The organism is Roseateles sp. Mitsp63, from assembly GCF_059491535.1.
This window is the reverse complement of the sequence record NZ_CP168509.1, coordinates 1,600,318-1,614,161: the sequence shown is the minus strand read 5'-3', so window position 1 is coordinate 1,614,161 and position 13,844 is coordinate 1,600,318. Positions and strand designations below refer to the sequence as shown.

General features: G+C 69.1%; 12 protein-coding genes. 3 read left to right on the top strand and 9 right to left on the bottom strand.

The window, feature by feature from the left end; all coding sequences use genetic code 11:
* Position 1: 1 nt before the first annotated feature.
* Complete coding sequence (locus tag ACEN96_RS07065; RefSeq protein ID WP_495587331.1) at positions 2 to 1,435, top strand: DUF2325 domain-containing protein; 1,434 nt, start codon at positions 2 to 4, stop codon at positions 1,433 to 1,435.
* A 78-nt stretch (positions 1,436 to 1,513) separates the two neighbouring features.
* Here ACEN96_RS07065 and ACEN96_RS07060 read toward each other — a convergent pair whose 3' ends face one another.
* Positions 1,514 to 1,927: a DUF3224 domain-containing protein gene (locus tag ACEN96_RS07060; RefSeq protein ID WP_495587330.1), complete on the bottom strand. Its 414-nt coding sequence runs from the start codon at positions 1,925 to 1,927 to the stop codon at positions 1,514 to 1,516.
* A 160-nt stretch (positions 1,928 to 2,087) separates the two neighbouring features.
* Here ACEN96_RS07060 and ACEN96_RS07055 point away from each other — a divergent pair, with 160 nt between their 5' ends.
* Positions 2,088 to 2,906 carry a DUF6597 domain-containing transcriptional factor gene (locus ACEN96_RS07055; RefSeq protein WP_495587329.1) on the top strand — a complete coding sequence of 273 codons (819 nt, stop codon included), beginning with the start codon at positions 2,088 to 2,090 and terminating at the stop codon, positions 2,904 to 2,906.
* Positions 2,907 to 3,006: 100 nt separating this feature from the next.
* On the opposite strand, the gene ACEN96_RS07050 is transcribed toward ACEN96_RS07055, so the two are convergent.
* From ACEN96_RS07050 to ACEN96_RS07035, 4 genes are all read right to left on the bottom strand, one after another.
* The gene (locus ACEN96_RS07050) at positions 3,007 to 3,978 is read right to left on the bottom strand and encodes a Bug family tripartite tricarboxylate transporter substrate binding protein (protein WP_495587328.1); all 972 of its coding nucleotides are present in this window, start codon (positions 3,976 to 3,978) and stop codon (positions 3,007 to 3,009) included.
* A gap of 61 nt (positions 3,979 to 4,039) precedes the next feature.
* Complete coding sequence (locus tag ACEN96_RS07045; protein WP_495588565.1) at positions 4,040 to 5,500, bottom strand: MFS transporter; 1,461 nt, start codon at positions 5,498 to 5,500, stop codon at positions 4,040 to 4,042.
* Positions 5,501 to 5,523: 23 nt separating this feature from the next.
* Positions 5,524 to 6,627, bottom strand: coding sequence for a porin (locus ACEN96_RS07040; RefSeq protein ID WP_495587327.1), 1,104 nt, complete (start codon positions 6,625 to 6,627; stop codon positions 5,524 to 5,526).
* A gap of 166 nt (positions 6,628 to 6,793) precedes the next feature.
* Entirely contained in the window at positions 6,794 to 7,717 is a 924-nt protein-coding gene (locus ACEN96_RS07035; protein ID WP_495587326.1) for a dihydrodipicolinate synthase family protein, read from the bottom strand.
* Between the two features lie 188 nt (positions 7,718 to 7,905).
* Between ACEN96_RS07035 and ACEN96_RS07030 the strand changes: the two genes are divergently transcribed.
* Positions 7,906 to 8,820, top strand: coding sequence for a LysR family transcriptional regulator (locus ACEN96_RS07030; RefSeq protein WP_495587325.1), 915 nt, complete (start codon positions 7,906 to 7,908; stop codon positions 8,818 to 8,820).
* A 32-nt stretch (positions 8,821 to 8,852) separates the two neighbouring features.
* On the opposite strand, the gene eutC is transcribed toward ACEN96_RS07030, so the two are convergent.
* The 4 genes from eutC to ACEN96_RS07010 form a co-directional block, all read right to left on the bottom strand.
* Positions 8,853 to 9,644, bottom strand: coding sequence for an ethanolamine ammonia-lyase subunit EutC (gene eutC, locus ACEN96_RS07025; RefSeq protein WP_495587324.1), 792 nt, complete (start codon positions 9,642 to 9,644; stop codon positions 8,853 to 8,855).
* A 10-nt stretch (positions 9,645 to 9,654) separates the two neighbouring features.
* Positions 9,655 to 11,058, bottom strand: coding sequence for an ethanolamine ammonia-lyase subunit EutB (locus ACEN96_RS07020; RefSeq protein ID WP_495587323.1), 1,404 nt, complete (start codon positions 11,056 to 11,058; stop codon positions 9,655 to 9,657).
* 69 nt (positions 11,059 to 11,127) lie between these two features.
* Positions 11,128 to 12,213, bottom strand: a complete 1,086-nt coding sequence (locus ACEN96_RS07015; protein WP_495587322.1) for a pirin family protein — start codon at positions 12,211 to 12,213, stop codon at positions 11,128 to 11,130.
* Positions 12,214 to 12,360: 147 nt separating this feature from the next.
* Entirely contained in the window at positions 12,361 to 13,770 is a 1,410-nt protein-coding gene (locus tag ACEN96_RS07010) for an aminotransferase-like domain-containing protein (RefSeq protein ID WP_495587321.1), read from the bottom strand.
* Positions 13,771 to 13,844: the final 74 nt, after the last annotated feature.

Sequence of the window (13,844 nt, the reverse complement as noted above, 5' to 3'; positions counted from 1 at the left end):
CATGTGCGACAAGCCTTCTTCCCTTTCGATGCTGAACCTGCTGGCCCGGCCCGAGGCCGCGCCGGCGGGACCGGTCACCGGCGCCGGCGTCTTCATGCAGGAGGGCGACGCGGTGCCCGCGGCGGTCGCGGGCCTGCCACTGGCTCAAGCACTGGCACGCGGTGATGCGCCGAGAAGCACGTCGCCATCGGCATCCGCGGACGACACGCCGGTGTCACGCGGCTCGCGCCGGCGGCGCCTGTGGGAGCTGCCGTCGCAGGCTTTGTGCCCCGTGATCGGCGTCTGCCTGCCGATGCCGGTGCTGCGGCGCAAGCTGGGCAAGGTGCTCGGCGGGCAGACGCTGGCCAACGACTACGAGCTTCACTGCGGCGCGATCAATGAATGCGCGCGGCGCGGTCCGGTCTCGGAGCTGCTGCAGAAGGAACTGGACCAGCGCTTCGCGCTCGCGCTGAAGCAGTCCTCGCAGCACAAGACGGCGGAGGCGCTGACGCGCTGGTGGAACGCGGCGCAGCAAGGCAACGATGTCGGCGGCGCGCTGTGGGGCGCGCTGACGCATGCGCGCTGCGACGCGGCGTTGCAGGAGCAGGTGCTGCGCGACATTCACATGCTGCAGCACCAGGTGGGCGCGGCGAACCGCGCGGACCTGCAGCGCATGGAGACCCTGGAGGACGAGAACGCCGTGCTGACGCGCGAGCTGGCGCAAGCGCAGTCGCGCAGCACGCGGCTGCTGGCGGAGCGGGCGCAGGCGCTCGAGGCGTCGCAGGCGGAATGCCTGCGGCTGCGCGGTGAGCTGATGGCGAAGGACACGCTGACAGCGGGCCTGCGCGATGAGATGCAGCAGCTCGAGGCCAGCATCCCGGGGTTGCGCCATCGGCACGAACAGGCCAGGCAGCTGCAATCGCAGCAGGATCGGATTCATCAGCTGGAGCGCGCGCTGTTGACCGCGCGGCAGCAGGCGGAGCGCGAGCAACGCCGGGCGGAGGAACTGCAGCAGGCGCTGTCGCAGCGGGAGCGGCAGCTGGAACTTCAGGCGGAATCGGCGCGGCCGGGCGATGCGGTGCAGATGCCCGAGGCGGCGCTGCCGTCGCTCGACGAGCGCTCGGTGCTGTGCGTCGGCGGCAGGCCGGCGGTGGTGCCGATCTACCGGCAGCTGATCGAGCGCACGGGCGGCCGGTTCCTCCATCACGACGGCGGAGAGGAAGACGCGGTCGCGAAGCTCGACGCGAGCCTGGCAGCCGCGGACCTGGTGATCTGCCAGACGGGCTGCATCAGCCACGACGCGTACTGGCGCGTGAAGGACCACTGCAAACGGCACAACAAGAAATGCGTCTACATCGAGTCGCCGAGTGCGAGCGGTCTTCGGCGCGCGCTTGGCTCGCTGGGGAGTGAGGAGAGCGCGGAAGCAGCGCCCCAGCCGTCGGATCAGCAAAGCTGAGCCACTCGACCGGCCTGCTTCTTCCCATGTACCGCCCAGCGCAGCGACCCGCGCGGGCGATGACATGGCTTGGCGCTCTCAAGGTGCCGAATCCGGCAATGTGTACTCGAAGCGATAGGCATGGCCAGCGCCCGGCGCGACGTCTATCACCATGCGGCCGACCAGCCCGGCGAGTGCGCCGGTGCCCGAGTCCGGCACCACGGTGATCGACTGCGTGGGCACGCCACGGTCCATCGTCGAACTGTGCTGCAGCACGAAGCTGCCGGCATGGCCATCCAGCGTGCCGCGCACGGTCTCCATCGCCACGTAGCCAGCCGAGCCTGCGACCGCGCTGCGGAACGAGAGCATCTCGCCGACGCTGGAGGCCTCCAGCGCGCCGCGGAACCGCTTGTCCAGCGTCCTCCGGCCCAGGCCGGCCTGGGACGCCGCCTCGGTGGGCGGCTGCGGTGAGAGCTGGACGTCGAACGTTCCGCTGGCGGTGTGGGGGGTCAAGGCAGGCCCCTTCGCAGAACCTGGCGACGTCGCATCGGCGGCGTTCGCTCCGAGGGAGGCACACAGCATGGCGCCGATCAAGGGTCGAAAAATCTTCATGGCATCATGAATCGAATCGGCCGGGGATCGGCCGTCAGCTCGCATTGAAGCAACGAACCTGATGTCGACGATTGGAAAAACGCGACAGCCCTTGAGCCGCGAAGCACGCGGCGTCCTGCATCGATTGTCGCCAGGCGAGTTTGCCCACGCCCGCTTCGCGCCGCCGCCCGACCTGGCCGACCGGATCGAGCATTTCTGGAGCGTGCGCTGGAATCTGGAGGGGCTCGAACCGCAGGTGCAGGAGACACTGCCGCACCCCAATGTCCACATCGTCATCGAACCCCAGTCGTCCGCCGCGTGGGGTGTGCATACGGGGCGCTGGACGCGTGTGCTGACGGGCCGCTCAATGGCGTTTGGCATGAAGTTCCGGCCAGGCGCGTTTCGGGGCCTCCTCGGTCGGCCGGTGTCGGAACTGGCCGACCAGTCGCTGCCGCTGGCCACACTTTTCGGCGCCGATGCGCTCGTCTTGAACGAAGTGCTGGACTGCGAGGACGCGGAGGCCATCGCCCTCGCCTCAGCCTTCCTGCGCGCTCGCCTGCCCGCGCTGGACGAGCCCGCGCGGCTCGCCGGCCGCATCGTCGACTGCGCCGCCGACGACCTCGAGTTGCACTCGGTCGATGCGCTCGCGGGCCGCTTCGCCACGAGCGTGCGCGCGCTTCAGCGCCTGTTCAATGACTATGTGGGCGTAGGCCCGAAGTGGGTCATCAAGCGCTATCGCATGCACGAGGCGGTGGCGCGCGTGCAGGCCGGGCAGCCGGTGTCGTGGGCGGCGCTGGCGCAGGATCTCGGCTACTTCGACCAGGCCCACTTCAGCGCCGACTTCCGCCGGCTGGTCGGCAAGACGCCAGGAGACTACGCGCGCGCCATGCGCGAGGCTTAGAGCTTCTTCGGTCAAAAGCGGTCACCCGCGGCCGGTCGATCCTGGCCGCCGCAAGACGTTCTCGCTTACCTCCCCACCTCCGGCCGCCGTCGTTACCGCGTCACTCAGGCTTGAACCCGGAGCTCTTCAAAAGCTCGGTCCCTTGAGCGACATCGGCGGCGATGAACTTCCTGAACTGCTCACTGCCTTCCGACAGCGCATCGATGCCGATTGCCCCATAGGCACCGCTACGCCCCAGCGCTGCCGAGGCTTGCGTCACCGCCGCGCTCAACTTGGCGACCCGGTCGGCGGGCGTTCCCTTCGGCACCCACACGCCGTACCACGACGTGTACTTGAACGCCTTGAGTCCGCCCTCCTGCATCGTCGGGACATCCGGCGCCAGAGGGCTGCGCTTCTCCGCCGTGATGGCCAGAGGACGGACCTTGCCCGACTTCGCCAGCGGCAGGAGCGACACCATGGAATCCAGCAGAAGACTGACGTGATTGCCGCCGACGTCGACGAGCGCCGGTTGCGTCCCCTTGTACGGAACGTACGTGAGCTTCAACCCGGCCTGCTTGGCGAAGAGAAGCGTCGCCAGATGGCTGGGCGCACCGGCCGCCGGGATGGCGGCCATCCACTCGTCCGGCTTGGACCTGGCGGCGTCAATCATCTGACCCAGCGTCCTGGGCTCGAGTGCCGGCGCGATGACCAGCATCAGTGGCGCTTCTCCGACTCGCGCCACCGGCACGAAGTCCGTCTGCGGGTCGTAGGGCGGTGTCGCCATCACCTGCCTGGCCAGGACATGAGTCGCAGCCGAGAAGAGCATGGTGTAGCCGTCGGCCGGGGCCGTCTGGACGGCCTTGCCGCCAAGCGTGCCACTCGCCCCGGCCTTGTTCTCAACGACCACTGGCGTGCCGAATTGCTTGCGGAGCTGCTCGGCGAGCAAGCGCGCCGCGTTGTCGACTCCGCCACCGGCGGCGAACGGCACGATGATGCGCAGCGTGCTGCCCTTCTCCGGGAACGGCTGTGCATGCGCCGCCAGCGGAATCAAGGCGGTGGCCATCATGGCGGCCAGCAGATTCACGAGTTTCATGGTGTCTCCGTGTTCATTCCTGTAGGACGCGTCGCTGCCGCCCAGGGTCGCCCAGGGTCGCTCAGGGCGAAATTTCCTCGAGCGCCTTGTCGGTCGTCTCAATCATCTTTCTCGAGGCGAAGAGGCCCACGACGGTCGCGCCGGCAAACATCAGGAAGACGCTGGCCACGCCCTGAGCCGTGAGCATCATTCCCACCATCGCCGGTGCCGCCGCGGAGGCGGCTCGCAACCAGGAGGTCGCCAGCCCCGTGCCGATGGCCCGCATGCGCGTCGGATAGATCTCCGGCGTGTAGAGGTACAGCAGCACGGTGGTCGTCCCCATCACCGCATAGGCGGCGGAAGCGAAGATCACCACCGCCCAGACGCCCTGCGCCCCCGTTGCGACCAGCGCCAGGAGCAGCGCGCCCGCGACGATGAAGCTCCCGGTGGCCCAGCGGCGGCGCCCCACCTTGTCGACCAGCATGGCGCAGGCGAAGACGGCGCAAACGCTCAGGACGTTCGTGACCGAGGCCAGTCGCAGCGCGTCTTGCAGCGGCAGGTGATACACGGTCTTGTAGAGCGTGGGCAACCAGTTGTTGATGCCGTTGGCGACGAAGTAGGAGGAGGCCCAAAGCACCCACACGATGAGCGTGCGCGGGCGATAGAGCGGCGAGAAGAGCTCCTTCCAGCTGGCTTTCCTGGTGGACTTCAAACCCGCCGCCAGGCTGCGTTCGCGCGCCTGGACCTGGTCCTGCTCGCGATGCACGTCCATCTGCCGGCGCGGCGTGGCCGCCTCCAGCGAACGGATGACGCGGTCGGCGTCGTCCCAGCGTCCCTTTGACGCCAGCCAGCGCGGCGACTCGGGCAGCCGGGTCATGAACATCAGGACCACCAGGCCGGGAATGCCGCCCGCCAGGAACAGGCACTCCCAACCGTAGTGCGGCACGACGAACGCACCGACCTGCGCCGCGGCCATCAGACCCAGCGGGAAGATGAGCTCGTACAGGACGAAGAAGCGTCCGCGGCCTTTGGACTGCGACATCTCATTGATGTACGTCGCCGCGACCGGGACCTCTCCGCCCACGCCGATGCCTTGCAGGAAGCGCAGCAGGAACAGCATCTGCACGCTGCCGGCGAACGCGCAGGCAACGCTCATGACGGACATCACCGCGACCGCGGTGGAGACAGCCGGAACGCGCCCCCACTTCTCACCGAGCCAACCGAACAGCAAGGCGCCGATCACCTGCCCGATGTAGCCCGCCGCGATGAGCATGCCGACCTGACCTGGGCTGAGATGCCAGAGGCCGACCAGCACCGGCAGCACGAAAGCGAGGCTGAGCGCATCGAAGGCATCCAGAAACGTGGCCGTCCCCATGACGACGCGAGTCTTCGTATGCCACCGGCAGAACGGCACGTTCTCGAGGCGGAACAACAGCTTCGCCGCCTTGAGCGCCGCAGGCGAAGGCGCCTCGTCCGGCGCGGCTGGGGACGGCGCTGGCGCTGCCTCGCTCGTGCACCTCGCCCTGGCGGCGCCGGGGTTCATCGCTTCTTCCATGGGAACGGACCTCAGAAGTTATGTCGGATACCGCTTTCGAAGGCCGTCGAGTTCTGGCCCCCGAAATAGTTGGCCGCGGTGGCAACGCCACTGACCGCCGGACCGCCCGTGACGGAGAACGAGGCGCCGCCCTTGTTGGCGATGCGCGAGGCATGCGCGTACAACGCAGTGCGCTTGGACAGATGGTGCACGTAGCCGGCACCGATCAGCATCGCATCGTTGGCGCTCTGTGCCGCGGTCGCCCCCTTCTGGTCCGCTCGGATGACGGTGAACTTCAGGTCGCCGGCGCCGATGGGCACCGATGCGGCCAAGAGCGTATTGGTGGTCTTGTCCGCGCCGTAGCGCCACTGCCGCTGTCCCACGCTCAGCTTCACGACCTTGAAGTCGTAGGAGGCGCCCCACACGCGGTCGGTGAAGTCGCGGCCGGCGTTGGCGTTGCGCGTCGTGACCTGCGCGACACCGGCCATCAGCCGCTCCCCGCGCCAGGCCAGGCGGCCACCGTCGGTCTTGGCCGAGCCCGCCCCGGCGGAGCCGCCTTCTCCCGCGCTCACCAGCAGCGAGCCGAATACGCCGCCCAGTCCGGTCGGCAGGAAGTACTGGGCGGTGTTGGCGATGCGCAGCGTCGGGTTGAGCTGGTTGGCATCGGTGCTCACGCCGAAAGCCTGGCCGAGCGCCCGCGACGCGAAGACGGAGCGGAAGCTGTTCGCGCCGGCGATGCCCAGCGTGATGAAGGGGTCCAGGTCGGACCACAGGATGTGGGTCGGCGCCCAGTCACGGCCGAGACGAATCTCGCCGAAGCGGTCATGCGCCAGGCTGACGGTCGCTCGGCGGTCCCAGAACGGCGTGTTCACCGCACCGGTGTCTCCGAGGAGGGTGCTGTCGAGATAGACGCTGGCATTCAGGCCATCGCCGAGCGCTTCCCGTACCTGGACGACGAGCTTGCTGGTGGTGTTGGCGCCGCTCACTTCGGAGTCGATGCTGCCCAGCCGGCCATTCTTGACATGGCGGACGCCGACGTCGACCGTGCCGGACAGCGCGACCGAAGTCTGCGCGTGGCACTGCCCGCCGGCCATCCCTGCCACGGCCGCGAGCGCGGCGACGGAGAAACGGAACATGTTTTGTCTCCTATGCCGGCGTTCCTCGCCGGACGTGTAGGTGTGCCGGGTGACCGAAGTCTTCTTCGTGCCACGGGGCGCCGGCGCGCCACTGACGCCGGTTGCCAGCCACCGGCGGCACCGCGGGAGCGGTTCGACCGTCTCCCGCGGCGCCCTGGCTGCTCGCTTACCTGGCCAGACCCGCGGAGCGCAGCGCCGCGGCGATTTCCTCGCCGGCGCCCTCCGCCAGCGGCAGCAGCGGGCTGCGCACGGTGGCGTGTTCCAGGATGCCGCGCGCCACCAGGCCGTGCTTGAGCGCGACGGTGCCCTCCATATGGCTGCCGCGGTGGTACACGTTCTTGGTCACGGGCAAGAGGCGGTCGTGGATGGCACGGGCCTTGGCGTAGTCCTTGGCCTTGCCCGCGGCGATCAGCTCGATCAGCGGTTCCGGGGTCAGGCTGCCGTAGCCGACCAGCGCGCCATCCACGTCGAACATGGTGTGCAGCAGGTACTCGTCGTGGCAGGTCAGGATCTGCAGGTCCGGACGTTCCTTGCGGATGACAGGAATCTCGGTGTCCCAGCGCTTCATGTTGCGCACGCCGTTCTTCATCGCGAAGACGCCGGGCAGCGCGGCGATGTCCAGCTGCGTCTTCAGGCTGTACGTGGCCTTGGTGGCGTCCGGGTACTGGAACAGGATGAGCGGAAGGCCGCTGGCCTCGTGGATGGCCTTGTAGCGGTCCTGCGGCGCTCCGTCCTGGTAGCCGAAGCGCAGCCAGCCGTGCGACGGATACACGAGGCCCGCCGAAGCGCCCGCCTTGACCGCGCGCTTGGCTTCTTCGGCCGCGACCTGGGTGCCTTCCAGCGTGATGCCGGCAATGATGGGCAGGCGGCCGCCCACCGACTCGCGGAAGGCTTCGATGACGCGCAGCTGCTCGTCCCGCTCCAGGAACGTGCCTTCGCCGGCGTGACCCAGAACGGTCAGGCCCTTGACGCCGTCGATACCGCCCAGCCAGCTGCCCAGGCGCTGGATGGCGGCGTAGTCGACGGCGCCGTCGCGGGTGAAGGGGGTGACGGGTGCGGGCACGAGGCCGCGGAGGTCTGGGGCTTGCATGGATGTCTCCTGATATCGCAGTGCCGGGAATGGGTGGATAACCTGGCCGTTTTCTCTCTGTCGCCGGCGTCGCGCCGGTTGCGGATACGGGTCGGTTGGCGTGAATGTAGAAATCCGTCGACCATCCGCCTAGCCACACGTCAGATGAATCAGCCATGCCAGAATTGGCATATCTCACGGAGACACGCATGAACATCGCGGCGGTGCGCCTGTTCCTCGAGGTCGTCGAGGCCGGCAGTCTGAGCAAGGTGGCGGCCCATAGGCAGACCGCCCAGTCGCACGTCAGCCGCCAGATCACGGAGTTCGAGTCTGGATACGCGGGCCCGTTGTTCCGCCGGACCGGCCGCGGCGTTGTGGTCACCGAGCTCGGCGCGCGCGTGGCGGCCAGGCTGCGTCCCTGGCTTCAAGAGACCGAGCAGATGGCGCTCGAGCTGAAGTCCGATTCCGGACGCATCGTCGGCCGGGTGACGCTAGGCATCATCCCCACGGCGGCGCACCCGCTCGCCACTCGCCTGTTCGAGCGGTTGCAAAGCGAGCATCCCGGCATCTCGCTCGACTTGGTGGAGGCGCAAGGGACCGAGCTCGATGCGCTTCTGGACAGCCGGTCGTTGGACCTCGCGGTGTTGTTCCGCTTCAGCAAGCCGTCTGGGCGGGACGAAAAGCTGCTGTGCAGCGTCAGCACCTACTTGGTGAGCGCGCCGGGCGACCCGCTCACGCAGCAGCCGACGCTGCCCTTCTCGCGACTGAAGGGGCTTCGCCTGGTCCTTCCGCGACGTCCCAGCCATTGGCGCAATGCGCTTGATGAGACCGCCAGAGGACTTGGCTTCCAGTTGGAGCCGGTGGCCGAGGCGGATTCGCTCACGGTGCAGCGCACGCTGGTGGCCACCCAGCCCGGGCTGTACTCCATCCTGGGTCCCTACGCCTTCGCGGAGGACCTGCGCGCCGGGAAAGTGCAGGCGGCGAAGCTCGTGCGGCCGGACCTGATGCGTCACGTGACGCTGGCGACGCCGCGGCACGGCAAGCTGACGCCGGCCTGCAAGGTGGCCGCGCAGACCATCCAGTCGCTTGTGAAGTCGTGGGGGAATCAGCTCTCGGAGCCTTGAGGGGATGAGCCTTGAGGCGGCCGTTGCAGTGATCAGCGCCCACCGAGCCGGAACGACTCGCGCGTCTCGACCGGCGGCGCCGCATCCGCGCTTTCATCCTTCAACGCAACACCTGTCACCTGACGGGCCCGCGCTTCGTTGAGCAACCACGCCAGCCGCCGCGCCGCGGCTTGCGGCGCCAGGCCTTCCGGCCGCACGTTGGAGATGCAATTGCGCTCCGCGTCCACGCGGCCGGCGCGCGGCGCCCAGGTGACGTAGACGCCCATGCTGTCGGGGGAGCTCAGGCCCGGGCGCTCGCCGATGAGCACCACCACAAGCTTCGCGCCCAGCGCCTGACCGATCGGATCCCCGATGGCCACGCGTGCCTGACGGACGATGGCGACGGGTGCCCAGCGCCACCCGTCGGCGAGCAGCGGCCGGAGCGCCTCGATGAACGCGAGGGCATGCCGCTCGATCGCCAACGCGGACAGACCGTCGGCCACGACCAGCGCCAGATCCGGCTGCGGCGCCCTGTCGCGCGCGCTCAGCACGGCCATCGACCGGTCGTCGAGCTGGCGTCCGAGATCCGGCCGCTGAAGATACGCCGCCCGATCCGCCGCGGCGCTGTGCAGGTCGAGCGTCTCCAGCCCCGCGCCGTTCAGGGAGGCCGCCAGCGCCACGTGGTCCAACTCGCGATGCACCGCGTCCCGCGCCTGCGCGTGGGCCAGCTGGAACGCCAGGTGCGCCGCCGTCGGCTGGCTGATGCCCGCCCGGCCCAGACCGATCCGCGCCGGCGTGTGGCGGCGCAGCGTGTGCCAGGGGTTGGGGGTCAGGGTGTCGCTCATGGTGACTCGCTCAAGGCGACGGCAGCAAGGCGGCGAAGGCCGGGGACATGCCGTCCAGCAGATGACCGGGCGCGCCGGGTTGCGCGATGCGCATCCGTTCGAGCCAGCGCTCGAACTCCGGCGCGGCGCGCAGGCCCAGCACCCTTCGCGCGTACAACGCGTCGTGGAACGACGTCGTCTGGTAGTTGAGCATCACGTCGTCCGAGCCCGGGATGCCCATGATGAAGTTGCATCCCGCCACGCCCAGCAGCGTCAGCAGCACGTCCATGTCGTTCTGATCCGCCGCCGCATGGTTGGTGTAGCAGATGTCGCAGCCCATCGGCAGGCCCAGCAGCTTGGCGCAGAAGTGGTCCTCCAACCCGGCCCGGATGATCTGCTTGCCGTCGTACAGGTACTCCGGCCCGATGAACCCGACCACCGTGTTCACGAGCAGCGGTTCGAAGTGCCTCGCCACCGCGTAGGTCCGGGCCTCGATCGTCTGCTGATCGCAGCCGTGGTGGGCGCCTGCGGACAACGCGCTGCCCTGGCCGGTCTCGAAATACATCACGTGCCGGCCGCGCCCGCCGTCGTCGAAGACAGCGCCCCGCGCCAGCGACAAGGCCGCCGCGCGCGCCTCGGCCAGCAGCGTCAGGTCGACGCCGAAGCCGCGGTTGGTCGCCTCCGTGCCGCCGATGGACTGGAACACCAGATCGACCGGCGCGCCGCGCTCGATGCACTGCATCGTGTTGGTCACGTGCGTGAGCACGCAGCTCTGCGTGGGGATCTCGAAGCGCTCGATGACCTCCGCCAGCAAGCGCAGCAGGTGCGAGACCTGGGTCACGTTGTCGGTGGCGGGATTGATGCCGATGACCGCGTCGCCGCTGCCGTACATCAGCCCGTCCAGCACGCTGGCGGCGATCCCGCTGACGTCATCGGTCGGATGGTTCGGCTGCAGGCGCGTGGCCAGCCGGCCCGCGAGTCCCAGCGTGTTGCGAAAGCGCGTGACGACCTGACACTTGCGCGCGACCAGGATCAGATCCTGATTGCGCATGATCTTGCTGACCGCGGCCACCATCTCCGGCGTGAGGCCGGGCGCCAGGCGCGTCAGTGCCACCGTGTCCGCCGCGTCCGAGAGCAGCCATTCGCGCAACCCGCCGACCGTCAGGTGATCAATCGGCTGAAAGGCCACGGCGTCGTGGCCGTCGACGATCAGCCGGGTGACCTCGTCGTCCTCGTACGGGATCAGGGCCTGGCTGAGGAAGGTCTTCAGCGGCAGATCGGCCAAGGCCATCTGGGCGGCCACGCGCTCCTGCTCGGATCCGGCGCCGATGCCCGCGAGCCGGTCGCCCGAGCGCTCCGGCGTGGCCTTGGCCATCAGCTCGCGCAGGCTGTCGAAACGGTAGCTGATGGCGCCGACGCGCTGGGAAACGTTCATCGCAGGCTCCTTGCGGCCAGCTTAACCGCGTGCCCTGGCGGATCGTGTGACGGCGCCCGCCGCGGTGGCTCAGTCCTGCGCCGGCGGCCGCTCCGTCCGGCCGTCCGCATGTCGCGCGAACCGGTCCTCCTCGTCGCCATGCACGGGCGCCTGATCCGGCCACGGCCAGCCGCCGAACTCGGTGCGGCGGTAGTCGTCGAAGGCCTGTCGCAGCTCCTGCTCGGTGTTCATGACGAAGGGGCCGTACTGCGCCACCGGTTCGCCGATGGGGCGGCCCTGCAGCATCAGCAGCTCGGCGGGTTCGTCGCCATTGGCCAGCACGACATCGGCGCCCGCCCGCACCTCGACGCCATGGCCGGCGGTCACGGGCTCGCCGCCGAGGGTGATGCGGCTGCCGGCGAAGAAGTACAGCTTGCGTCGCGTGCCGTCGCCCAGCGCCGCGGGCAAGGTCCATTGCGCGCCAGGCTCCAGGCGCAGTGTCCACATGGCCAGGTCCGAATGCAGTCGCGAGCCCCACGAATCCGGCGGCGGCGAAAGCGGCTTGATCACTGGTCCGCCGGCCTCGCCGGCGGTGGGGAGGGCGCCCGCGATGACCACCACCTCGGTCGCGCGTCCGGCGTCGTCGACGAAGGTGTGCCGCGGGATGTCCTGCGACCAGAACATCGTGAAGTGCGGCTCCACCATCTTGCTGTCGGCGGGCAGGTTGAGCCAGATCTGGAACAGCTCCAGCGGGTTGGCGCGGTCGGTGCGCAGCAGCGGGAACATCTCCGCGTGGACGATGCCCCTGCCAGCGGTCAGCCACTGCACGTCGCCGCCGCCGAAACGCGCGCCCGCGCCCAGCGAATCGGCGTGGTCGATGCGGCCCTGCCGCACGATGGTGACGGTCTCGAAGCCGCGGTGCGGGTGGGCGGGGAAGCCGGGCACCTGCTGACCGTGATACATGCTCCAGCCGTCCTTGCCCGAGAAGTCCGAGCCCATCTGCCGCCCCGCCAGCAGCGACGCGTCCGGGCCGTGGCGGCCGTTGCCGCGCGGATAGGCGTCGTTGTGGTGCACGCAGAACAGGAAGGGGTCGACCGTCTCCCAGGGCATGCCCAGGGGCTGGACGGAGAGGATGGGCGAGGCGGTGGCGTCGGTGGGAATGGCGGTGGTGGTCATGGCGGAACCTCAAGGATCCGCCACCCTAACGTGAACTGGAGACTCGTGCTGGAAGGGGTGTTTCCTTCGGCCGGGTGGGCTGAGATTTGGAGTGCCGCGGACGTGGCGTCAGAACCGCCCGCTGGGCAGCAGCTCGACGAAGCGACGCTAGCGCCCCAGCGCCGTTGCAAGCTGCCCCAAGCTCCTCAGCGCGCCCTCGACCCGCGGGTGGTCCGGATGCCCGAAATTCAGCCTCAGGTGGTGCGTGAAACGGCGATCGGCCGAGAACAGATGCCCCGGCGCGATGCCGATGTCATGAGACAGCGCGACGCGGTGCAGTGCCAGCGCGTCGATTCGAGACGGCAACTCGACCCAGACGAAATAGCCACCCTCCGGCTGCGTGACGCGGGTGCCTGGCGGAAAGCACTGGGCGATGGTCTTCAGCACGGCTTGACGGTTGGTGACGAGCGCTTGCCGCAGTTGCCGCAGATGCCGGTCGTACCCGCCCCGCCGGAGGTACTCGCTCAAGCCTTCCTGCATCGGCACCGGCGTGGCCAGCGAGCTCATGAGCTTGCGACGGCTGACGTCCCGGGCGAACCGGCCCGCGGCCGCCCAGCCGACGCGGAACCCCGGCGCCAGCGACTTCGAGAACGAACTGCAATGCAGCACCAGGCCGGTCTTGTCCCAGGCCTTGGCAGGGCGCGGGCGTGAGCCGAAATACAGCTCCCCGTAGACGTCATCCTCGATCAGCGGAATCCCGCGCTCGGCGAGCAGCGCCACCAGCGCCGCCTTGGCCGCGTCGGGCATCAGGCTGCCCAGCGGATTCTGGAAATTCGGCATCAGCCAGCACGCCTTGACGGGATGGCGCTCGACGACGGCCGCCAGCGCGGCCACGTCGACGCCGGTGCGCGCATGGGTGGCCACCTCGACCGCCTTGAGCCCGCGGCGCTCCAGCGCCTGCAAGGCGCCATAGAAGGCCGGCGACTCGATGGCGACGAGGTCCCCGGGCGCCGTGACCGCCTCCAGGCACAGGTTCAGCGCCTCCATCGCGCCGTTGGTCACGACGATCTCGTCCGCGTCGACCTTGCATCCGGCGCCCAGGTAGCGCAGGCCGATCTGGCGCCGCAGTTCGGCGCTGCCCGGCGACAGGTCCTCGACCGTGCGCCACGGGTCCAGCCCGCGCGCGGCCTTGCCAAGCGCCAGCGCCAGCTTGTCCAGGGGGAACAGCGCCGGGCTCGGAAACGCCGAGCCCAGTGGCACGACGGCCCGGTTGCGCGACAGGCCGAGCACCTGGAACACCAGCTCCGAGATCTCGACGCGGCGCTCCTCGCCCAGCGGGTCCGAGGCATGGGGCTCGGGATGGGAAATCGCCGCCTGGCTGACGAAGTAGCCGGACCGCGGCCGCGCCTCGATCAGGCCGCGCGCCTCCAGCAGGTAGTAGGCCTCGAAGACGGTGGAGGGGCTCACGCCGCGGTCCCGGCTCGCTCCACGGACCGACGGCAGGCGGTCTCCGGGACGCAACTGCCCCGCGGCGATGGACGCCGCCAGGTCGTCGGCAAGGACTTCATAACGCTTCATGAGGGGTGGGATTCTGATCCGGTCTTTTTCGATGCATCTGAATCTGTATTTTTCATGCCGCCGGGCGCACAGTG

What these genes read in the sequence shown, in the direction of transcription:
- ACEN96_RS07065 (WP_495587331.1), top strand. Translation starts at nt 2, where the DNA reads ATGTGCGACAAGCCTTCTTCCCTTTCGATGCTGAACCTGCTGGCCCGG.
- ACEN96_RS07010 (WP_495587321.1), bottom strand. Translation starts at nt 13,770, where the DNA reads ATGAAGCGTTATGAAGTCCTTGCCGACGACCTGGCGGCGTCCATCGCC.
- eutC (WP_495587324.1), bottom strand. Translation starts at nt 9,644, where the DNA reads ATGAGCGACACCCTGACCCCCAACCCCTGGCACACGCTGCGCCGCCAC.
- ACEN96_RS07015 (WP_495587322.1), bottom strand. Translation starts at nt 12,213, where the DNA reads ATGACCACCACCGCCATTCCCACCGACGCCACCGCCTCGCCCATCCTC.
- ACEN96_RS07030 (WP_495587325.1), top strand. Translation starts at nt 7,906, where the DNA reads ATGAACATCGCGGCGGTGCGCCTGTTCCTCGAGGTCGTCGAGGCCGGC.
- ACEN96_RS07045 (WP_495588565.1), bottom strand. Translation starts at nt 5,500, where the DNA reads ATGAACCCCGGCGCCGCCAGGGCGAGGTGCACGAGCGAGGCAGCGCCA.
- ACEN96_RS07020 (WP_495587323.1), bottom strand. Translation starts at nt 11,058, where the DNA reads ATGAACGTTTCCCAGCGCGTCGGCGCCATCAGCTACCGTTTCGACAGC.
- ACEN96_RS07040 (WP_495587327.1), bottom strand. Translation starts at nt 6,627, where the DNA reads ATGTTCCGTTTCTCCGTCGCCGCGCTCGCGGCCGTGGCAGGGATGGCC.
- ACEN96_RS07055 (WP_495587329.1), top strand. Translation starts at nt 2,088, where the DNA reads ATGTCGACGATTGGAAAAACGCGACAGCCCTTGAGCCGCGAAGCACGC.
- ACEN96_RS07035 (WP_495587326.1), bottom strand. Translation starts at nt 7,717, where the DNA reads ATGCAAGCCCCAGACCTCCGCGGCCTCGTGCCCGCACCCGTCACCCCC.
- ACEN96_RS07050 (WP_495587328.1), bottom strand. Translation starts at nt 3,978, where the DNA reads ATGAAACTCGTGAATCTGCTGGCCGCCATGATGGCCACCGCCTTGATT.